Source organism: Polaribacter marinaquae, assembly GCF_038019025.1.
Classification (GTDB): Bacteria; Bacteroidota; Bacteroidia; order Flavobacteriales; family Flavobacteriaceae; genus Polaribacter; species Polaribacter marinaquae.
Genome location: NZ_CP150496.1, coordinates 1702560 through 1724728 on the forward strand (window position 1 = coordinate 1702560; position 22169 = coordinate 1724728).

The 22169-nt window shown below is 29.7% G+C and carries 20 protein-coding genes and 3 tRNA genes; 7 read left to right on the forward strand and 16 right to left on the reverse strand.

Annotated features, from left to right (window positions below; all coding sequences use genetic code 11):
• Positions 1–13: 13 nt before the first annotated feature.
• From WG950_RS07770 to WG950_RS07795, 6 genes are all read right to left on the reverse strand, one after another.
• Positions 14–2419, reverse strand: coding sequence for a helix-turn-helix domain-containing protein (locus tag WG950_RS07770; protein WP_340931457.1), 2406 nt, complete (start codon positions 2417–2419; stop codon positions 14–16).
• 58 nt (positions 2420–2477) lie between these two features.
• Complete coding sequence (locus WG950_RS07775; RefSeq protein ID WP_340931459.1) at positions 2478–3173, reverse strand: hypothetical protein; 696 nt, start codon at positions 3171–3173, stop codon at positions 2478–2480.
• A 57-nt stretch (positions 3174–3230) separates the two neighbouring features.
• Complete coding sequence (locus WG950_RS07780) at positions 3231–3599, reverse strand: DUF2200 domain-containing protein (protein WP_340931461.1); 369 nt, start codon at positions 3597–3599, stop codon at positions 3231–3233.
• A 29-nt stretch (positions 3600–3628) separates the two neighbouring features.
• Positions 3629–4309: a YiiX/YebB-like N1pC/P60 family cysteine hydrolase gene (locus WG950_RS07785; RefSeq protein WP_340931463.1), complete on the reverse strand. Its 681-nt coding sequence runs from the start codon at positions 4307–4309 to the stop codon at positions 3629–3631.
• Positions 4310–4466: 157 nt separating this feature from the next.
• Positions 4467–5690 carry a 2-oxoglutarate dehydrogenase complex dihydrolipoyllysine-residue succinyltransferase gene (gene odhB / locus WG950_RS07790; RefSeq protein ID WP_079738006.1) on the reverse strand — a complete coding sequence of 408 codons (1224 nt, stop codon included), beginning with the start codon at positions 5688–5690 and terminating at the stop codon, positions 4467–4469.
• Between the two features lie 188 nt (positions 5691–5878).
• On the reverse strand, positions 5879–8614 hold the full coding sequence (locus WG950_RS07795; protein WP_079738005.1) for a 2-oxoglutarate dehydrogenase E1 component: 2736 nt from the start codon (positions 8612–8614) through the stop codon (positions 5879–5881).
• 185 nt (positions 8615–8799) lie between these two features.
• Here WG950_RS07795 and WG950_RS07800 point away from each other — a divergent pair.
• The 3 genes from WG950_RS07800 (at position 8800) to WG950_RS07810 (ending at position 9074) form a co-directional block, all read left to right on the forward strand.
• Positions 8800–8873, forward strand: a tRNA-Asn gene (locus tag WG950_RS07800).
• A gap of 21 nt (positions 8874–8894) precedes the next feature.
• Positions 8895–8966, forward strand: a tRNA-Gly gene (locus tag WG950_RS07805).
• Positions 8967–8988: 22 nt separating this feature from the next.
• Positions 8989–9074 (forward strand) — tRNA-Leu (locus tag WG950_RS07810).
• A gap of 96 nt (positions 9075–9170) precedes the next feature.
• Here WG950_RS07810 and WG950_RS07815 read toward each other — a convergent pair.
• Positions 9171–10787: a solute:sodium symporter family transporter gene (locus WG950_RS07815; RefSeq protein WP_340931465.1), complete on the reverse strand. Its 1617-nt coding sequence runs from the start codon at positions 10785–10787 to the stop codon at positions 9171–9173.
• A 491-nt stretch (positions 10788–11278) separates the two neighbouring features.
• Here WG950_RS07815 and WG950_RS07820 point away from each other — a divergent pair, with 491 nt between their 5' ends.
• The 4 genes from WG950_RS07820 to WG950_RS07835 are packed head-to-tail and all read left to right on the forward strand — an operon-like array spanning position 11279 to position 15356.
• Positions 11279–12277 (forward strand): GntR family transcriptional regulator, encoded by a 999-nt coding sequence (locus WG950_RS07820; RefSeq protein WP_340931467.1) that lies wholly within the window; start codon positions 11279–11281, stop codon positions 12275–12277.
• Between the two features lie 3 nt (positions 12278–12280).
• Positions 12281–13168, forward strand: a complete 888-nt coding sequence (locus WG950_RS07825; protein WP_340931469.1) for an aldose 1-epimerase — start codon at positions 12281–12283, stop codon at positions 13166–13168.
• An 11-nt stretch (positions 13169–13179) separates the two neighbouring features.
• Positions 13180–14331: a galactokinase gene (gene galK, locus WG950_RS07830; protein WP_340931472.1), complete on the forward strand. Its 1152-nt coding sequence runs from the start codon at positions 13180–13182 to the stop codon at positions 14329–14331.
• A gap of 5 nt (positions 14332–14336) precedes the next feature.
• A complete protein-coding gene (locus WG950_RS07835) occupies positions 14337–15356 on the forward strand; it encodes a UDP-glucose--hexose-1-phosphate uridylyltransferase (protein ID WP_340931474.1) in 1020 nt (339 codons plus the stop codon).
• Between the two features lie 257 nt (positions 15357–15613).
• On the opposite strand, the gene WG950_RS07840 is transcribed toward WG950_RS07835, so the two are convergent.
• The 9 genes from WG950_RS07840 to pdxA form a co-directional block, all read right to left on the reverse strand.
• Entirely contained in the window at positions 15614–16321 is a 708-nt protein-coding gene (locus WG950_RS07840; RefSeq protein WP_340931475.1) for a LytTR family DNA-binding domain-containing protein, read from the reverse strand.
• A gap of 13 nt (positions 16322–16334) precedes the next feature.
• The gene (locus WG950_RS07845; protein ID WP_340931476.1) at positions 16335–16652 is read right to left on the reverse strand and encodes an Hpt domain-containing protein; all 318 of its coding nucleotides are present in this window, start codon (positions 16650–16652) and stop codon (positions 16335–16337) included.
• Between the two features lie 4 nt (positions 16653–16656).
• A complete protein-coding gene (locus tag WG950_RS07850) occupies positions 16657–17106 on the reverse strand; it encodes an Lrp/AsnC family transcriptional regulator (protein WP_077810914.1) in 450 nt (149 codons plus the stop codon).
• Positions 17107–17200: 94 nt separating this feature from the next.
• A complete protein-coding gene (gene accC, locus WG950_RS07855) occupies positions 17201–18538 on the reverse strand; it encodes an acetyl-CoA carboxylase biotin carboxylase subunit (RefSeq protein ID WP_079737997.1) in 1338 nt (445 codons plus the stop codon).
• Positions 18539–18618: 80 nt separating this feature from the next.
• Positions 18619–19107: an acetyl-CoA carboxylase biotin carboxyl carrier protein gene (gene accB / locus WG950_RS07860; protein ID WP_079737996.1), complete on the reverse strand. Its 489-nt coding sequence runs from the start codon at positions 19105–19107 to the stop codon at positions 18619–18621.
• Between the two features lie 32 nt (positions 19108–19139).
• On the reverse strand, positions 19140–20129 hold the full coding sequence (locus WG950_RS07865) for a beta-ketoacyl-ACP synthase III (RefSeq protein ID WP_077810911.1): 990 nt from the start codon (positions 20127–20129) through the stop codon (positions 19140–19142).
• A 153-nt stretch (positions 20130–20282) separates the two neighbouring features.
• Positions 20283–20477 (reverse strand): 50S ribosomal protein L32, encoded by a 195-nt coding sequence (gene rpmF, locus WG950_RS07870; protein ID WP_068361688.1) that lies wholly within the window; start codon positions 20475–20477, stop codon positions 20283–20285.
• A gap of 1 nt (position 20478) precedes the next feature.
• Entirely contained in the window at positions 20479–21015 is a 537-nt protein-coding gene (locus WG950_RS07875; RefSeq protein ID WP_077810910.1) for a YceD family protein, read from the reverse strand.
• An 80-nt stretch (positions 21016–21095) separates the two neighbouring features.
• The gene (pdxA, locus tag WG950_RS07880; RefSeq protein ID WP_340931487.1) at positions 21096–22136 is read right to left on the reverse strand and encodes a 4-hydroxythreonine-4-phosphate dehydrogenase PdxA; all 1041 of its coding nucleotides are present in this window, start codon (positions 22134–22136) and stop codon (positions 21096–21098) included.
• Between the last annotated feature and the right edge of the window lie 33 nt (positions 22137–22169).

A 22169-nucleotide genomic window follows, 5' to 3' on the forward strand; every position in this document is an offset into this window, starting at 1 on the left:
AAAAAATTAAAAATTATTTTTCTATTGTCATTAAAACCATTCGTAACTCCATATAAGAAAACGATTTATCTACTTTTTCTTTAAGTTCTGTTAGGCTTTTAAATTCTATTTTCTCAATCTCGTCTACTAATTTTTTATATTTTTTTAACGGAATTAACTCTAAAATATCGACATCGCCAGAAGGAATATAGCTTGCCAAATGACTTTCTATTGTATTGGTTGTTAAACTACGTTCTTTAGCGATTTCTTTAACCGAAAGCCCCGATCTAAACAACTCTAAAGTGATTTGTTTGGTTGGTTTTTTGTCTTCTCTTTTTTGCTCGTTTTGCTTATTAATGCCATTTTCTTTGCAATATGTTTCTATAACTTCTAAAATTTCTTCTCCGTATTTAGAAACACGTGTTTTACCCATTCCTTTTACATTAAGCAACTCTTTTTCGGTTCTTGGTAAACTCTCGCAAATTGCATAAAGAGTTTCTTGTGTAAATATTTGAAATGCTGGTATGTTTTCTGCAACTCTAATTTCGTCTCTTAATTCACGTAATTTTAGCGCCAACAAAGGATCTTTTCTATTTGATATTTTTTTCTTTTTTGCTGTGGGTGCAGATTTTTGCAAAACTGCTTTTGCTCTAACTTCTAAATATTTATCTACCTTAAAGCTTTCTGTCATTTTATTTAAAGCAAATAGTTTTTCTAATAATTTTTCTTGAAGTGCATCAAATTGCTTTTTAAAATCTGTTTTTACCGATTTATTATCCGAAGAAAATGCAATGGTATTTAATGGTTTTAAAATGTTGTTTTTGGTTTGATTTAAAAAATAATTTACAGCTTTTGTAAAACGCTCTTGAATTTGAGAGCTGTTTTCTGGTAGAATATTGTCTTCTGATATTTCTGATAATTGCCTTTTAAAGCCGTTAGAAACTTTCATTAAAGCTACTACTCCATCGTCTTTTATTGTTTGTAAATGATCGATAACATCACCTTTTATACTTGTTTTATTTTTGTAATAAATATCGATTAATCGAGTGGTTGGATATAAAAATGGTTGGTAATCGAATAATTCTGCAATTAAATTTAATTGAAATTCCTTTTCAGAATTATTTAAAACAGTTTCGTCTGGATGATTTTCTTCTACACTCTCATTAAAAACACTTACGGTTCTATCGTTAATAATTGCGTTGCTGGTAATTGGTGTTTTTAAAACCAAACCCTCTAAAGAAGTACATCTACTTAAGGCAACATAGGTTTGCCCGTGTGCAAAAGATGCTTCTGCATCGATAATTGCTTTGTCGAAAGTTAAACCCTGACTTTTATGAATTGTAATTGCCCAAGCCAATCGTAACGGAATTTGAGAAAAAGAACCCGAAATGTCTTCTTTTATTTCTTTAGTTTCTTCGTTTATTGAGTAATTGATGTTTTCCCACTTTTCTCTTTCTGTAACAATTTCATCTAATTCATCACCACAATGCACTGTTACCGTTTCTCTAGAAATATCTGTTACTATACCTATTTTACCGTTAAAATATCTTTTTTCTGGCGAAGAATCATTTTTGATAAACATTACCTGTGCACCAATTTTTAATTCTAATTTTTCTGAATTTGGATATGAATTCTCGTTAAACTTACCAGATACTTCTGCATCAAAATAATAACTCTTATTTTTTATTTTATTTAATTCTGAATTGTTAATTAAATTGGCTCTATTATTATGAGTTGTTAAGGTTATATAACCATCGTCTTTTGTTGGAGAAAAAGATGGATTGTAATTTTTATTTAAAATTTTAGCAGATTCATCTGACAAAGTATCGGTTCTAATTTCATTTAAAATCTTAATAAAATCTTCGTTTTTCTGACGATAAATATGCTTTAATTCTATAGAAACAACGTTTGCTTCTTGATACGCTTTAGAACTAAAAAAGTACACTGTATTATAATGCTGTTGCAACAAACTCCATTCGTTTGGTCTAACAACTGGTGCTAATTGTTGTAAATCTCCTATCATTAAAACTTGTGCACCGCCAAATACTTTGTTTCTGTTTTTATAACGACGCATTACTTGATCGATACCATCTAACAAATCTGCTCTAACCATAGAAATTTCATCAATAATTACTAAATCTAAAGACTTAATAATATCTATTTTAGTTTTAGAAAACTTACGTTGTTGATTAGTATTTGCTATTTGATTTGGTAATATAGGACCAAATGGCATTTGAAAAAAAGAATGAATAGTAACACCTTTTGCATTTATTGCAGCAACACCTGTTGGCGCAACAATTACCATTCGCTTAAGAGAATCTGATTTTATTTTATGTAAAAATGTAGTTTTTCCAGTTCCTGCTTTTCCGGTAATAAATAAATTACGGTCTGTCTTTTTTATAAATTGTAAAGCAAGTTCTAACTCTGGGTTTTTTGGCATTGTAGCTTTTTATTGCAAGGTAAATAATTAAAATTCCTATTTTGAAAAGAAATCTAAATTAAATAATATCTTTATTCATCATTTTTTTTAGGTCACGTAAAATTTCAAATATTTTATTAAAATCATCTCGAATATTAAGATTTAACATACCATTTACATCAATATTACTATCTGTTTTAAATGATTCTCTTAAAAAATTAAATTGATATGTTAAGGAAGAAATTTTTCCTTCTAATTTTTCTGATATTAAAAAACCAAGAGTTGAAATCTTATTTAGTTCTTTAATTTTTTCTTCAGTACTTAAAATAAATTTATCAAAAAGAGTATTAGTTTCTTTTTTAACTTTATTTACTAATAACTCTCTATTTTCTATAAGTCTAACGTGTTTCCTATTATAATCTTCAAATTTCAGTTTTAAGTCCTTAATTTCATCAGTTGTCAATCCATTATCACCATCAATTTTATATATTTGATTTTCAATAACTTTAATGTTTTTATTTAAAGTTTGAAATGACTTTGAAATATCATTTAAGGACTTATCACCATTTAATATTAGTATTTTAAGATCAGATATAAATCTAATTAAGTTGAAGTCTATTTCAATAATTACTGAGTTTATATTCTTGAATACTTTTTTCTTTTCATCATTTTTTTTATCCTTTAAACTATGTTTTCTTTTTTGATAATACTGTACAACAGCCCAAGTTAGTCCTAATAGTGCAACAGGTGACAAATATTTAATAAATTCTAACATAACCAATTTAATTTTCTTTTTTGCTCTATGCAAAAATAACAATCTCTTATAATTTCATTAAGAACGTAAAATTTTCTCTATTTTTCTTCCTTTAGCAAGTTCATCTATTAACTTTTCCATTTGTCTACATTTTTTATAGACTTCAAATTCGTCTTCAATTTCTTCAATTCTATAACCACAAACAACTCCTTTTATTAAATGTGCATTCGGAGTCATTTCTGCTTGTTCAAAAAAAGTTCTAAAGGTTACTTTTTCTTCGATTAAAGATTGTAGTTTTTCTTCATTAAAACCAGTTAACCATTCTAAAACCTGATGAAATTCTTCTTTCGTTCGTCCGTTTTTTTCCAATCTATTCCAATAAAGCGGATAAATAGATGCGAAAACCATATTGGCTACTTTTTCATTTTTTTCTGGTGTAACTTTCATGTTTGTAGATTTAAATTAAAACAATCCTTTTATTCTTTTTCATAATCGTGTACAAATGTAATTTTAGAACTACTTGCCATTAAATTGGGATTTGTACCTTCAATTCCTTCTGGTATTGGTTGATTTCTTACTTCATAATACTTTACCCAACTTGCCATTGGTTTACCTGATTTATCATTAAACGTCATAGGATGTGTAAGAAAAGGCAAATCTTCTTTTGACAAATTTTGAGAAGAAAACATTTTGTAAACTAATTCAGAACAGTAATAAGAAGTATCATCCCATAAAAAAACTGCATCATAAGGTATTCCAATTCTTTCGATTCCGTAATTAATTGCTTTAGAAATATAAGGCTGATACATACTATCTAATCTTGCAACTGTAGTTTGAGATTTGTCTTGCTTATTTTTATTTCGATTCAAGAATTCAGTTATCGGTGTTTTGCTAATTCCTATTTTCGGAATTGCTTCTACCACAAACCATTTATCATCTTCTTGCATTGCAATACCAACATGAGAATAATTTTTAGCTTTAGAGGTTGCAGTTACATCTTTTATAGCATTATCTATTTCGTCTGTTCCTGTATTTTGAAATAATAAATCTCCTTGTTGTAGCTTAAACTCTTTCTTTTTTTTATCAGTATTACAACTAAGTAATACCAATATGGTTAATAAAGTTCCTATCGATGATTTTAATATTTTATGCATCATTATAATTTTATTATCTACTTAACAAAGTACGTGTTTTTTAATGAATTATTGCTAATTTGATGAATGCCAAACTAAGATGTTATTAGGAAGAACTTCAAAAAAAATCCCAAACTTAATAGCTTGGGATTTTTTAATATCAATAAAGTAAAATACTATTTTACATTTCTAATGCTTTCTTAGGATTGTTGTCCATTAACAATTCTACAGGATTTTCTAATGCTTCTTTAACTGCAACTAAGAAACCTACAGACTCTCTACCATCAATTATTCTATGATCGTAAGATAAAGCAACATACATAATTGGTTGTATAATAACACCACCGTTAACAGCCATTGGTCTGTTTACGATATTATGCATTCCTAAAATACCACTCTGTGGAGGGTTAATAATTGGTGTAGATAACATAGAACCAAATACACCACCGTTTGTAATTGTAAATGTACCACCGGTCATTTCATCAACAGTAATTTGCCCGTCTCTTGCTCTTAAAGCCAAACGTTTAACTTCACTTTCTACACCTCTAAAAGATAAGTTTTCTGCATTTCTAATTACAGGTACCATTAAACCTTTAGGTCCAGAAACTGCAATAGAAATATCTTGAAAATCATGTTTTATTTGAAAATCACCATCAATCATAGAATTAACATCTGGATACATTTTTAAAGCTCTAACAACTGCCAACGTAAAGAAAGACATGAATCCTAAACCAACACCGTGTTTTGCTTTAAAATCTTCTTTGTATTCTTTACGTAAATCAAAAATTGGCTGCATGTTTACTTCGTTAAAAGTAGTTAACATAGCTGTTTCACTTTTTACTGCAACTAAACGCTCTGCTACTTTTCTACGTAACATAGACATTTTTTTACGCTCTGTATTTCTAGAACCATTCGCTGGCTGAGTTCCCATAGAAGGTACAGCTTTAACTGCATCATCTTTAGTAATTCTACCATCTTTACCAGTTCCGTTTACAGATTTAGCGTCAATACCTTTTTCTGCCAAAACCTTTTTTGCTGCTGGCGATGCTACACCAGACGCATATGTGTCTTTTTTCTCTACTGCAGGCGAAACTTTTTCTGTTTGTGCAGGTGCTTCTTTCGTAGGTTTTGCATCATCATTAGAGGCATCTCCTTCTGGTTTAGCAGCACTTGTATCAATTAAACAAACTACAGCACCAACGGCCACAGCATCACCTTCTTCTGCCTTTAAAGTTATAATTCCACTTTCTTCTGCAGGCAATTCTAACGTTGCTTTGTCTGAATCTACTTCTGCAATTGGTTGATCTTTTTCAACATAATCTCCATCTTCAACTAACCAAGTTGCAATTTCTACTTCTGTAATTGATTCTCCTGGAGAAGGAACTTTCATTTCTAAAACACTCATGGTTTCTTATTTTACTTTTGCTAAATAAATAGCTTTTTAATTACTTTATTTTCTATTCTTTTTGGGCGTTTTAACAGGCTTTACACTATATCTTTTAATTTTTTGTTCTCGATACAAATTTGCTCATTCTTCTCAAATTTACTCGAACTGACAAAATTAAAAGGATGTCGTTTCAATCCTTAACGCGCTTACTCATTATCATTAAAAACGCTATCAATGACCGCTTTATGACGTTTTTTAAATCTTGTACTAGAACCAGCTGCTGGTACTGCATAATATTTACGAGAACGAACATTTAGTTTTACTAAATCAAATCGTTCTAACATAAAGCTCCATGCACCCATATTTCTTGGCTCCTCTTGCGCCCAAACATAATTTTCTACGTTTGGATACCTATCTATTACTTTTTGTAATTTATCTAAATGTAAAGGAAATAATTGTTCTATTCTAACAAGAGCAACATCTTCTCTACCTAATTTTTCTCTTTCTTCTAATAAGTCGTAATAGAATTTACCCATACAAAATACTAATTTCTTAACATTTTTAGGATTTAATGTATCATCTATTACTTCTTGAAATTCTCCTGTAGCTAACTCTTCGATAGTGTTAATCGCTTTCGGATGTCTTAATAAGCTTTTTGGCGTAAATACAATTAACGGCTTTCTAAAATCACGTTTCATTTGTCTACGCAATAAATGATAAAAATTTGCCGGAGTTGTACAATTTGCAACTGTCATGTTATCTTCTGCACACAACTGTAAATAACGTTCTATTCTTGCAGATGAATGCTCAGATCCTTGTCCTTCATATCCGTGAGGTAATAAAACAACAATTCCGTTTTGTAACTTCCACTTATCTTCTGCTGCAGAAATATATTGATCAAACATTATTTGAGCACCGTTAGAAAAATCTCCAAACTGAGCCTCCCAAATAGTAAGTGTATTAGGGTTTGCCATGGCATAACCATAATCGAAACCTAAAACACCATATTCAGACAATAAAGAATTGTAAATATACATCTGTCCTTTATTCTCTGGATTTGTGTTTAATAGGTTAATTCTTTCTTCTGTAATTTCATCTCTTAAAATGGCGTGTCTATGAGAAAAAGTTCCTCTTTCTACATCTTGACCAGAAATTCTTACATTAAAACCTTCTTCCATTAAAGATCCATATGCTAAATTTTCTGCCATTCCCCAATCTAACTCATTGGTTTCAAAAGCCATTTTTGCTCTACCTTGTAAGATACGTTCTGCTTTTCTTAAAAACTTAACACCATCTGGTACCGTAGAAACTACTTTTGCAATATGTTTAAGCTGTTCTGCTTTATAACTTGTATCTACAGGTTCTAACATTGTGGTTAGATCTTCTCTATCAAAACCTTCCCAAGTAGATTTCATAAATTCTTTTACCTTAGAATTTTTATCTTCTTTTGATAAATCGAATTCTCTTTCTAGCATTCCTTTAAACTCAGAAGTTATTTCTGTTAAATAACCTTTGTCTATGCTACCTTCTTCAATTAACTTATCAGCATAAATATCTTTAACATTTTTATGTTTAGATATTGCTTTATATAATTTAGGTTGTGTAAAACGAGGTTCATCACCTTCATTATGCCCATATTTTCTATAACCTAGTAGGTCAATAAAAATATCTGTCTTAAACTTCATTCTAAACTCTAAAGCCATTTGCATTGCATGACAAACTGCTTCTGTATCATCTGCATTTACATGTAAAACTGGTGATAATGTAACTTTACCAACATCTGTACAGTATGTACTAGAACGTGCATCTAAATAATTTGTAGTAAAACCAACTTGGTTGTTTACAACAATATGAATTGTACCACCTGTTTTATATCCATTTAGCTTTGCCATTTGAACAATTTCATAAGCAATACCTTGACCAGCAATTGCTGCATCACCATGAATAACTATTGGTAAAATCTTACTAGAATCTCCGTTATATTTTCTATCAATTTTAGCTCTTGTAATACCTTCTGCTACTGCTGCAACAGTTTCTAGGTGAGAAGGATTAGGAACTAAATTCATTTTTATTTCATTACCATCTCTATAAGTTTTACTTAAAGTTAAACCTAAATGGTATTTTACATCTCCATCAATGTCATCATCTTCAAAATCTTTACCCTCAAATTCGCTAAATAAATCTCTAACTGGTTTTTTAAAGATATTAACCAATGTATTTAAACGACCTCTATGAGCCATACCTAAAACACATTCTTTAACACCAAATGTTTCTGCTGCTTCTCTTAATGCAACACTAATACCTGGTATTAAAGCTTCACCACCTTCTAAAGAAAAACGTTTTTGACCAACATATTTAGTTTGTAAAAAACTTTCGAAAGAAACGGCTTGGTTTAATTTTGATAAAATATATTTTTTTGCATCTACAGAATATTTAGGATGATTATCGTTTTCATTCAAACGATTTTGCCACCACTTTAATTTTTCTGGATTTCGCATATACATGTACTCTACACCAATAGAATCGCAGTAAATGCTTTTTAAGTGATTTATAATTACAGATAGTTTTACTCTACCTAAACCTAATACATCTCCTGCAGAAAACTCTTTATCTAAATCGTTTTCGGTTAAACCAAAGTTAGATAATTCTAATGTTGGTTGGTATTGCCTTCTATCTCTAACAGGATTTGTTTTAGTAAATAAATGTCCTCTTGTTCTGTATCCATTTATTAAATCTACTACTAAAAATTCTTTTTTTACATCTTGAGGAATCTCTATCGAAGTTTCTTCATCAGAAAAAGAATAATTTTCATTTGCTAAATCATATCCCTGAAAAAAGCTTCTCCAACTTGGTTCTACAGAATCAGGATTAATTAAATATTGATCGTATAAATCGGCTATAAAGCCCGTATGTGCTGCGTTTAAGAACGAAAATTTGTCCATATAATAGTTTGTGCTTTATGTTTTAAGCATATTATTATAGCAAAAATACAATATTTTGAAATTAAAGAAGAATTTATTCCAAATATATTAAAATGAAAAAAAAATCATTTTTTTTTGAAATTTATTTGGTGAAGTATAAAAAAGGTGTATATTTGCACTCGCAAAACACAAATAGTGTCGCAAACTCCTCTTTAGCTCAGTTGGTTAGAGCATCTGACTGTTAATCAGAGGGTCCAAGGTTCGAGTCCTTGAAGAGGAGCAAAGTTCATAAACATTGACTGCGAAAGTAGCTCAGGGGTAGAGCATCACCTTGCCAAGGTGAGGGTCGCGGGTTCAAATCCCGTCTTTCGCTCTAATATGACAAGCATACCAATGCTGAAGTGGTGGAATTGGTAGACACGCTGGACTTAAAATCCAGTGGTCAGTAATGGCCGTATGGGTTCAAGTCCCATCTTCAGTACTAAAACCGTAACATTTATTTGTTACGGTTTTTTTTATGCCCTATTTTTAAGACTTTTAAAATACTTTACTACTAACTCCTAGATAAATTAAAACATTAAGAAAAGTATATATAAATACCAATTACTATTACACAAATAAAAACTCCTACTGGTTTTAAATATTTCCACGGAGTAATATCGACTTCTTTGGAATCAAACTGTATATACGCTTCTTTTCTTGGATAAAACTTTCCTATCAACAACATAATGATAACATTAAACAAAAAGAGTATAGCCAAAATATGTAAAAAATGTGGATATGTATTGCCTGTTACAGTTTCTACGCCATTTACAATTTCAATTACATCAAAATTAGGCTGAATAATAAACTGACTAATAGAATATAATACAACACCTGATATTAAACCAATTTTTGCTGCAATTGCAGGCACATACTTTGTAGTATAACCAACTACTACAATTGTTAAAATAGGGATCGAATATGTACCATTAATTTCTTGTAAATAACCAAAAACACTTCCTGCATTTGCTATAAATGGCGCAACAACCATCGCTAAAACTGCCAGAAAAACACCAAACGTTTTTCCTGCTTTTACAACCTGCTTATCTGTTGCATCTTTTTTAATGTATTCTTGATAAATATCAATACCAAAAAGTGTTACGCAGCTATTTAAGGCTGAATTAAAAGAACTTAAAATAGCACCAAATAAAACTGCTGCAAAAAAACCAACCAATGGTTTTGGTAATACTTCTGTTACTAAAGATGCGTATGCTAGATCTGGTTTTGCCAATTCACCTTTAAAAATATGAAAAGCTATGATTCCTGGTAAAACCAATAATAACGGACCTAATATTTTTAAAAAGGCAGCATATACCAAACCTTTTTGACCTTCTTTTAAGTTTTTAGCTCCTAAAGCTCGCTGAATAATTGCTTGGTTTGTTCCCCAATAAAAAAGGTTGATTAATAGCATACCCGTAAATAACGTAGATAAAGGAACGTATGAATCTTCTGAACCTGTAGAAATAAATTTCTCTGGATGCGTGGTCATTAAAGTATCTATACCCGCAAACATATCTCCATCACCGATGTAAGTTAAACCAAAATACGGAATCATTAAACCTCCAATAATTAATCCTATCGCGTTTATTGTATCTGAAACAGCAACCGCTTTTAAACCACCAAATACCGCATAAATAGAACCAATAATTCCAATACCAAATACTGTAAACCAAAGTGCTGTGTTTTCTGAAACTCCAAAAACTGCAGGTACATCAAACATTGTATTGATTGCAGATGCACCTGTATATAAAACTACGGGTAAAAAAATAGTTACATAACCAGATAAAAACAATCCAGAAACAATTGCTTTCGTGGTTTTATCATATCTACGTTCTAAAAATTGCGGAATTGTAGAAATACCACCTTTTAAATAACGAGGTAAAAGAAAAACTGCAATTATCACCATAGTTATGGCTGCTAAAGTTTCCCAAGCCATTACTAAAATACCTTGCTCGTATGCTTGCCCATTTAAACCAACTATTTGTTCTGTAGATAAATTGGTTAATAAAAGAGATCCCGCAATTACGATTCCGGTTAAACTTCTTCCACCTAAAAAATACCCATCTTTAGAGGTTTCATTAGTAGATCTTGTTGCTAAATAGGATATTAAAGCAACAAGTGCTGTAAAACCTAAAAATGTTAAAATTTGCATAGTTAATTGTTTAGTGTAATGTAATAATTTTATAGTTATTAAGAATTGCTAGCTCTTAAATTTTGTTTCCACTGCCATGAAGAACTTATCATTTCGTTTAAAGTTTTATTTGCAGACCAACCTAATTTTAATTTTGCTAAATCGGTAGATGCAAATAATTGAGGTACATCTCCTGGTCTTCTTTCTACAATTTCATAATTTAAATTATACTCAATAAAATACTACTATCAAATCTGTAATTTGATGTATTCTCTCTAAATTTTTTTTCCAAGAGTTAGATAAATCGTTTATAATAACTACTTCAAAGTTATTCTATCTATTCTATTACTTTATGAGAACCTATGTAACCGCAACCACCAGTTACTATAATTTTGTTATTAATGCTGTGTTAAATATAATTATGATATGCAATTATAGAAAATTAAAAACCCACAACAACCTACTAGTACATACTAGTTGATTTGTTTGAACGATAATTATATATTTGCAACATGAGTTTAGTTTCCTTAAATAAGAAATCTAAAATACCAAAGTACAAACAAATTATTGCATCTATAGAAGATGCTGTACAAAATGGTACGTTTAAAAAAGGAGATAAACTACCATCAATAAACAGTTTAAGAGATACTTATAAACTATCTAGAGATACTGTTTTAATGGCTTTTAATGAATTAAAAACCCGAGGAATTATACATTCTGTAGTTGGTAAAGGATATTATTTATCTTCAGAAAATGTAAGTGTTTCACAAAAAATATTTTTACTTTTTGATGAATTTAATGCCTTTAAAGAAGATTTGTACAATTCTTTTTTAAGTAATTTAGATGTTAGTATTAAAGTTGATATTTACTTTCATCATTTTAATCCTAAAATATTTAACGCTTTAATTCTAGACAATATTGGCGATTATAATCATTACATAATTATGCCAGCCAATTTAGAAAACACCGAGTTAGTTCTAGAAAATTTACCAAAAGAGAAAGTATTTATTTTAGATCAACTAAACCCAGAATTAAAAGCATATTCGGCAATTTTTCAAAATTTTGAAAAAAATATTTTTACTGGTTTAAATGATGCTAAAGATAAACTAGCAAACTACACCAAGTTGATTTTCGTGTATGATAAAAAAACTCAGCCTAAAGCAATGTTAGATGGCTTCGAAAGTTTCTGTGAAAAAGAAAATTTTGAAAATGAAGTTATTGACACTTTAACTACAAGAAAAATTGAAAAGGGTGAAGTTTATATTACTCCTGAAGATAAAAATCTAATACGAATTATTAAGAAAATTAAAGAGACCAATTTAATTCTTAAAAAAGATATTGGTATAATTTGTTATAACGATACTATGTTAAAAGAAATTGTAGAAGGCGGCATTACAACTATCTCTACAGATTTTACAGCAATGGGTAAAAATCTTGCATCAATTTTAACGACAAAAGAAAAAGTTCAAATAGAAAATCCATCAAAAATAATTATTAGAAACTCCTTGTAAATTATGATAACGCTTAAACATTTAGAAGATAATAAAATTATAGAGTTTAAAAACACGCTAAATAATTCTGTTGCTATTATCAATTTAGAATTAGGAGGAAGTTTACAAAAACTTCAAATTAATGGCGAACAAATTCTTGCAGACATGCATCCTGTTCCATACGAAACCTGCTATCACTCGGCAGTTCTATTTCCTTTTGTAAACAGAATTGATAACGGAAAATACATATTTAATAAAAAAGAATTTCAATTTAAAATAAATGAACCTGCCAATCAAAATGCATTGCATGGCTTAGTTTTTAATAAAGAGTTTATTTTTGAAAATCAAAATACATCAGTAAATAGCACTGCTATTACTTTAAGTTACACAGAAAAAGATAAAAATCCTGCATTTCCGTATGTATATAAAATTACATTAATCTACACATTTTCTAATACAAGTGTTGCTTTAGAAATTAAAGTTGATAATATAGATTCAAAGAGTTTCCCTTTTACCTTAGGTTGGCATCCATATTTCTATTCTAAAAACTTATCTAAAAGTACCCTTAAATTTAATGCTGATAAAAAAGTAAATCATAATAATAAAATGATTACAAAAAACTTAGAAGCAACCAATATAAACGAATTAAAAGATTTAGATTCTGGTAATTACGATGATTGTTTTAGTTTAAGAAGTAGTAAAGTTATTTTTGAAACTCCGACTTACAGTTTTACTTTAAATTCTAATTTAAAAGAAAATTATCTACAAATTTATACTCCGGAAAATAAAAATGCCATTGCTATTGAACCAATAACAGGTATATCAGATAGTTTTAATAATAAAGTAGGACTTCAACTATTAAAACCGAACAAAAGTTTTTCTTCAATTTATACCTTATCAGTAGATATTTAGCACATTATATTATGAAAAAAAAATTAATAAAAGAGGTTAAAAAAAGTTTCAAGAAACACTTTAATGTAAAACCAATTATGGTGTTTTCTCCTGGTAGAATTAATTTAATAGGAGAACATACAGATTATAATGATGGCTTTGTTTTTCCGGCTGCTATAGATAAAGGTATTGCATTGGCAATTGATAAAAATGACGAAAATGTGAGCAATGTGTACGCTTTAAATAAAGAAGAAATGTATTCTTTCGGTTTAGAGAACATAGCTCCTTTAAAAGATGGTGGTTGGCGAAATTATATTTTAGGTGTTGTTTCAGAAATTCAAAAATTAAATATTCAATTAGATAATTTTAATTGTGTTTTTGCAGGAGATATTCCTGGTGGGGCTGGTATGTCATCATCAGCAGCATTAGAAAATAGCGTTGTTTTTGGTTTGAATGAATTGTTTGATTTAAAACTCACAAAAGAACAAATGATTTTAATTTCTCAAAAAGCAGAACATAATTATGCCGGAGTAAAGTGCGGTATAATGGATCAGTATGCTAGTATGTTTGGCGAAAAGAAAAGTGCCCTTTTGTTAGATTGTAGATCTATAGAATCTACATCTTTTAAAATTGATTTTAAAAAATACAAACTCCTTTTAATTAATAGTAACGTAAAGCACGACTTATCTGAAAGTGCATATAATGATAGAAGAGCGGTTTGTGAAAAGGTTTCTAAATTATTAAACTTAACTGCTCTTAGAGATGCTTCGTTAGAAGATTTAAATTCAATAAAATCTAAAATATCTAATGTAGACTATGAAAAGACTTCTTATGTTATTGAAGAAAATTCTAGAGTAGAAAAATTTTCTGAAGCTATACAAAAAAATGATATTGAAACTTTAGGAGATTTAATTTATCAATCTCATGATGGTTTAAGTTCTAAATATAAAGTTAGCTGTAAAGAATTGGATTTTTTAGTTGATGAAACTAGAAACAATTCTAAAATTTTAGGTGCAAGAATGATGGGCGGTGGTTTTGGTGGATGTACAATAAACTTTATTAAAAAATCAGAAATTGAAGATTTTAAAAATGAAATTTCTAAAAATTTCAAAAAAGAATTTGACAAAGAATGTTCTATTTATCAGGTGAAATTATCTGAAGGAACAAGAATCATAAAAAAATAATTGCTATGAATACACACTTACAAGATTATTCACACAAGAGATTAAATATTTTAACTGGTGAATGGGTTCTAGTTTCACCACATAGATCTAAAAGACCTTGGCAAGGTCAAAACGAAGAAATTTCAAATGAGAAAAGACCTTCATATGATGAAAACTGTTATTTGTGCGCAACAAACACTAGAATTAATGGCGAAGTAAATCCAGATTATAAAGATGTATTTGTTTTTACAAACGATTTTGCTGCACTACAAAAAGATTCTCCATCTTTTAAAATAGACGATGGTTTATTTAAAGCAAAAAGCGAAACCGGAATTTGTAAAGTTATTTGTTTTAGTCCAGATCATTCTAAAAGTTTAGCAGATATGGACGTTAAAGACATTAAAAAGGTAGTGAATGTTTGGCAACAAGAATATATATCTTTAGGTAAAAATAAAGACATCAATTATGTTCAAATTTTCGAAAATAAAGGTGCAGTAATGGGCTCTAGTAATCCGCATCCACACGGTCAAATCTGGAGTCAATCTACATTACCTAATGAAGTTGAAAAGAAAGACAATCAACAATTAAAATATTACAATACTAAAAATAGCAACCTTTTAGAAGATTATTTAAAACAAGAATTAGAAGCTAACGAAAGAATTATATTTCAAAACAAAGATTTTGTTGTATTAACTCCATTTTGGGCCATTTGGCCATTTGAGGTAATGATTGCTCCTAAAAAAACACAAGAAAATATTACTAAGATGACAGATGAAGAAGCTTTAAATTATGCTGAAGCCATATCTGTAATAACCAAAGCTTACGACAAATTATTTAACACCTCTTTTCCTTATTCTAGTGGTATACATCAATCGCCAACTAATAATAAAGAGAACAAACATTGGCATTGGCACATGAGTTTTTATCCGCCATTATTAAGAAGTGCAACTGTAAAAAAGTTTATGGTTGGTTACGAAATGTTTGGATCACCGCAACGAGATATAACTGCAGAATTAGCAGCAAAAAGATTAAAAAATCTTATATAAAAAAAAGCCTTTGTAATTAAACAAAGGCTTTTTTTATTATCAATTCAAAAAAATAAATATTTTTATTTTTTTCTGTTTACAAGTTCCCCAACTCATAAACGTAACTAATTTTGATAAAATAACTCAACTTTTTATTATGAAAATGTATCTACCTCTAAATACTCTTCAAAGATACATCGTATATGTGTTGTTAAATTTAATTTTCGATAAGTGATTTAGAATTATCGACGAATAGCATTAGTTGTTAGACAAACTGTTTACAACAAGTTTAACCTTTTAATCAATTCGGTTTTATGAGACCTACTAATAGGAATCACGTGCTTTTTAATCAAAACGCTGTTATCTTCTATATCTATAATTTCTGAAGTATTAATAATATAAGACCTATGGATTCTAAGAAAAGAATCTAACGGAAGCTTCTTTTCTATTTTTTTTAAAGTAGAATGTACAATAAAACTTTTCTTATCTGTTCTAATACCAATATAATCTCCTTTAGCCTCTATTAAAAGTATTTCTGATATATTAATTTTAACCAAACGTTTTTCTACATTCACAAAAATGTAATCTTTATTTTCTATACTTTTACTAGGCTGTTTCTCTTTTGGTTTATCTGTATTTAAATTAATTAACTTATCTACAGATTTTAAAAACCTTTCTTTTGCTATTGGTTTTAATAAATAATCTACAACACTTTTATATTCAAAAGCTTCTAACGCAAAGTTTTTATCTGATGTTGTTAATATAATTTTTACGTTTGATTTAATTGTTTTAATAAAGTCAATACCCGAAAAAGTAGGCATATGAATATCTAAAAAAGCTACATCGATATTTTTATTTGAATTTAAAAACTTAATTGCTTCTATAGCAGAAGAAAACTCTTCTATTATTTCTAAATCTGTTTCTTTACATAACTGCCTAATTATTAATCTAGCAGATACATCATCATCTATTATTATACAGTTCATAGTGTAGTTAGTACTATTGGTTTTTTAAATATACGTTAATTCTCTCTAAAATAAATACTAGCTCTGTATATTGTTCAATATTACCTTTTTTTGCATCAATTTCTACTTTAGAAGCAAATTCTAAGGCCATTGGCATACCCAACATACCTATTTTGTGTTTTATTTTATGGATACACAAACTTAGTTCTTCATAATTTTTACGCTTGTAAAAATTTTTTAATGATAATAATTCTTCCGGAAAATCAGTTTTTAAAATAGTTAACATACTATTTTCAAAACTAGCATCACCACCAGAAACTTCTTTTAAATAATTTAGATTAGGGTTTTCCAAAGGATTAAATATTTATTTGTCTTTTAATTTGTTGGTCTAATGAAATAAATGTTTCTGTTCTTAATACATTTTTTATTGGCTGAATTTTATCATTTAAAATACGCATTAAACTCTCGTTATCTTTACATAGTATTTTAACCAAAATAGCATAATTACCAGTTGTATAATGGCTTTCTATAACCTCTGGTATTTCTTTTAATCTTTTTATTGATGATGATAGCTGGCTTGAAGAATCTAAATAAACCCCAACAAAAGCAGTCGTTGTATAACCCAAAGATTTGGGATTAATAATCATATTGTACCCTTCTATCAGTTTAGATTTTTCTAATTTTTTTAATCTTTGATGAATTGCCGCACCAGATATACCTACTTCTCGAGCAATACTTAAAATAGGTGTTCTAGCATCTTTAACCAAAGTTCTAATTATTGTTTTATCAATACCATCAATTTTCATAATTCAACATATATTAACTATAAAGGTAAAAAAAATAGAGAATACAAACTGTATTCTCTATTTAACTTTATTATTATAACTAAATAGTAAGATTTTAACTCATTGTAAAATCTTCCATAAACTTAGTTGTATAATTACCTGCAACATAATCTGGATGATCCATTAATTGTCTATGAAAAGGTATTGTTGTTTTAATTCCTTCAATAACAAACTCATCTAATGCACGCTTCATTTTATTAATTGCTTCTTCTCTTGTTTGAGCAGTCGTAATTAATTTAGCAATCATAGAATCGTAATTTGGCGGAATCATATATCCTGCATATACGTGCGTATCGATTCTTATTCCATGCCCACCAGGAGCATGAAAAGTAGTAATTTTACCCGGAGCTGGTCTAAAATTATTATGAGGATCTTCAGCATTAATTCTACATTCTATAGAATGCATTTTAGGATAATAATTTTTACCAGAAATTGGCACACCAGCAGCAACTAAAATTTGCTCTCTAATTAAGTCGTAATCTACAACCTCTTCTGTAATTGGGTGCTCTACTTGTATACGAGTATTCATCTCCATAAAGTAGAAGTTTCTGTGCTTATCAACTAAAAACTCTACAGTACCAGCACCTTCATATTTAATAAACTCTGCGGCTTTTACGGCTGCATTACCCATTGCTTCTCTTAATTCATCTGTCATGAAAGGAGAAGGTGTTTCTTCTGTTAATTTTTGATGACGTCTTTGTACAGAACAATCTCTTTCTGATAAATGACATGCTTTCCCGAAAGAATCTCCTACAATTTGAATTTCGATATGTCTTGGCTCTTCAATAAGCTTTTCCATATACATATCGTCGTTACCAAATGCTGCTTTAGATTCTTGTCTTGCAGAATCCCAAGCATCTTTTAAGTCTTCTGGTTTCCAAACGGCACGCATACCTTTACCTCCACCTCCGGCAGAAGCTTTAAGCATTACTGGGTAACCTGTTTCTACAGCTAACTTTTCACATTCTTCAAAATCGGTAATTACACCTTCACTTCCAGGTACACAAGGTACACCAGCAGCTTTCATAGTAGATTTAGCATTTGCTTTATCTCCCATTTGGTCAATCATTTCACCTGTTGCACCAATAAACTTAATATTATGCTCGTCACATAATTTAGAAAATTTAGCATTTTCAGATAAAAACCCGTAACCTGGGTGAATAGCATCTGCATTTGTTATTTCTGCAGCAGCAATAATGTTAGACATCTTTAAATAAGATTCTGAACTTTGTGCTGGACCAATACAAACGGCTTCATCTGCAAATCTAACGTGTAAACTTTCTGCATCTGCGGTAGAATATACTGCTACAGTTTTTATACCCATTTCTCTACAGGTTCTAATAACACGTAATGCTATTTCACCTCTATTGGCAATTAATATTTTTTTAAACATATTATAAAAAATTATGAATTATGAATTTGTAATTACAAGCTAGACATATCTTGTTCGTAATTTTAATTCATAATTAATTATTATGATGGGTCTACCAAAAATAATGGTTGATCAAATTCTACCGGAGAAGAATCGTCTACTAATACTTTAACAATTTTACCAGAAATTTCTGATTCAATTTCGTTAAATAATTTCATAGCTTCGATAACACATACTGTATCACCAACTTTAACCTCTGTACCAACTTCTACAAAATTTGGTTTGTCTGGAGAAGGCTTTCTATAAAAAGTTCCAATAATTGGAGATTTTATAGTAATAAATTTAGAATCATCATTATCAGACACAGGTGCAGCAGCTTGTTCTACAGCAGCAACTGGTGCCGATGGCGCTTGTTGTTGTGCAGGCATTTGAGGTAAACCTTGCATTGGTGCAGCTTGCACAATAGTAGTTTCTGTTTTACCAGAACCTGTTCTAATTGTAATTTTTACATCTTCCATTTCTAACTTTACCTCGCTTGCACCAGATTTAGCTACAAATTTTATAAGATTTTGAATTTCTTTAATATCCATTTCCTTATTGTTTAGTTGTTATTTTATATAAATTAGTAAGCCCATTTAAGGTACGCAGCTCCCCATGTGAAACCACCACCAAATGCGGCAAATATTAAATTATCTCCTTTTTTAAGCTTATTTTCGTAATCGGCTAATAATAATGGTAAGGTTGCAGAAGTAGTGTTACCATATCGATGAATATTCATCATTACTTTTTCTGCAGAAACACCAACTCTTTTTGCTGTTGCTTCTATTATCCTTTTATTAGCTTGATGTGCAACTAACCATTGAATATCTGGTTCTGTTAAGTTATTTCTAACCAACATTTTTTCTGCAACATCTGCCATATTAGAAACGGCATATTTAAAAACAGTTTTACCTTCTTGATAAACAAAGTGCTTACCATCTTCTACTGTTTGTTTTGTAGCTGGCATTTGAGAACCACCTGCTTCAATTCTTAAGAAATCTCTACCAATACCATCACTTCTTAAGTATTCATCTTGAAAACCTAAACCTTCTGTATTTGGTTCAAATAAAGCAGCTCCTGCTCCGTCACCAAAAATAATACAAGTTGCTCTATCTGTATAATCTATTATAGAAGACATTTTATCGGCTCCTATTAATAAAACTTTTTTATATCTACCAGATTCTATATAACTTGTAACAGTAGACATCCCATATAAAAAACTAGAGCAAGCCGCTTGTAAATCGTAAGCAAAAGCATTTGTTGCACCTATTTCTGTAGCAACATAAGCCGCTGTAGATGCAACTGGTAAATCTGGTGTTGCAGTCGCAACAATTACCAAATCTATTTCTTTAGGGTCTAAATTTTTCTTGCTGATTAAATCTTCTGACGCTTTAATAGCCATATAAGAAGTACCAAGACCTTCACCTTTTAAGATTCTTCTTTCTTTGATACCAGTTCTAGTAGTAATCCATTCGTCATTGGTATCTACATAGCTTTCTAACTCTTTGTTAGTTAAAACATATTCAGGAACATATTTCCCTACTGCTGTAATTGCTGCAGTGATTTTTGTCATAATACTTAGTTTGTTATCCCAATGTTAAGGAATTTCAAAGAAATGAAATTTATTTTACTTTTTAGAATAAAAAGTATTAAAACGATGGGATTTCGTATAAAAACGCAAAAAAACCCTCAAATTTGAGGGTTTTTTATGTAAAATAAAAATTTTCTATGCTTCTGCTGCTGCAGATTCTAATACTACTTGACCTCTATAGTAAAGTTTACCTTCGTGCCAGTGAGCTCTGTGATATAAGTGCGCTTCACCTGTTGTTGGGTCTGTAGCAATCTGTTGTGCAGATGCTTTATAATGCGTTCTCCTTTTATCTCTTCTCGTTTTCGATATTTTTCTTTTAGGATGTGCCATTTTATGTCTTTTTTTCTGTTATTAAATTCTTTAATTTATCCCATCTAGGGTCTGTTGTTTCAACAGTTTTTTCTTCTTTTATTTCTAACTCTTCTAATTTGCTCAAAGCTTCAGATTTCATCGTACCATCTAGTACTTTTGGATGAACTCTTTTACTTGGAACAGCTAACACAATCATTTCATAAATAAACTGTGCTACATTAAATTGATATACTTCATGTGGTAAAATTAAAATCTCTTCATTGTCATCATTATATTCTGGTCCAAATTTTACAACTAAAGGTAATTTAGAGGTAATTTCAAGGTCAAAATACTCATTTGTTACATCACAAGGCACATTAACTGTACCTGAAGCTGTAAATAAAAGCTCAAAAAAAGTGCTTTTTTTCACAAATTCTAAAGTAACATTTATAGAAGATTTTTTAAACTCACTATAATTATAAAACTCAAAGAACGTATTATCAATACTATACTCAAATAGATGTTTACCTTCCTTTAATCCTACAAACTGTATGTTGTATTGTTTCAAGTCTTTCATTATCAAACATCAATTGAGCGTGCAAAGATATAAAAAAATGTTTTTATACACTGTTTTCTTTAAAAAAAAGAAAATTATTTTTAATACTTTGCTAAAAGTGGGTTTTTAGTTAGTTCTTTATAATCGTTTCTGGTCTTGTAAATATGAATTGCAGAAAACAATGCTTCTTTAAAAGACGATGGGTTTGCTAGGTTTTTACCTGCAATATCAAAACCTGTTCCGTGATCTGGTGATGTTCTAATTTCACTTAATCCTGCTGTGAAATTTACACCATTACCAAAAGACAATGCTTTAAAAGGCGCCAAACCTTGATCGTGATAAGTTGCCAAAACACCATCAAACTGTTTATATGTTTCAGACCCAAAGAAACCATCTGCAGCATAAGGGCCAAAAACCAGCTTGCCACTTTCTTTAATTTCTTCTATAGTAGGTTTAATAATTTCATCATCTTCTTTACCAATTACACCTTTATCTCCACAATGAGGATTTAAACCTAAAACTGCAATTTTTGGTTTTGCAATACCAAAATCTTTCTTTAAAGAAGCATGCATTGTCGACACTTTTTCTTTAATAACTTCTGGAGTAATAGCTTCTGCTACTTTCGAAATAGGAATATGACCCGTTATCAAACCAATTCTTAATACATCTGTCATAAGAATCATTAAGCTTTTACCTGGCAAGTTTTCTTCTAAATATTCTGTATGACCCGGAAAATTAAATGTTTCTGACTGTATGGTTTCTTTATTAATAGGTGCGGTTAATAAAACATCTACACTTTTATTCTTTAAATGTTCTACAGCAGCTTCTAAAGATTTTGCTGCATACGAACCAGAAACTTTAGTTTCCTCTCCTAATTTAATAGAAACATCTTCTTTCCAAACATTTAAAACATTTATTTTAGAATGATTTATTTGATTAATTTGGTTAATTCCATGCACAGGAACCTCTAACTTTAAAGCTTTTTTGTGATAAGAAACAACTTTCATTGCTCCAAATAAAACTGGTGTACAGAAATCTAACATTCGTTTATCTTCAAATGTTTTTAAAATAACTTCAATACCTATACCATTTAAATCTCCTATTGAAATTCCGACGATTATTTTATCAGTTTTATCAGCCATAACTCTTGTAATATTCTTAATTTTGATGTTCTA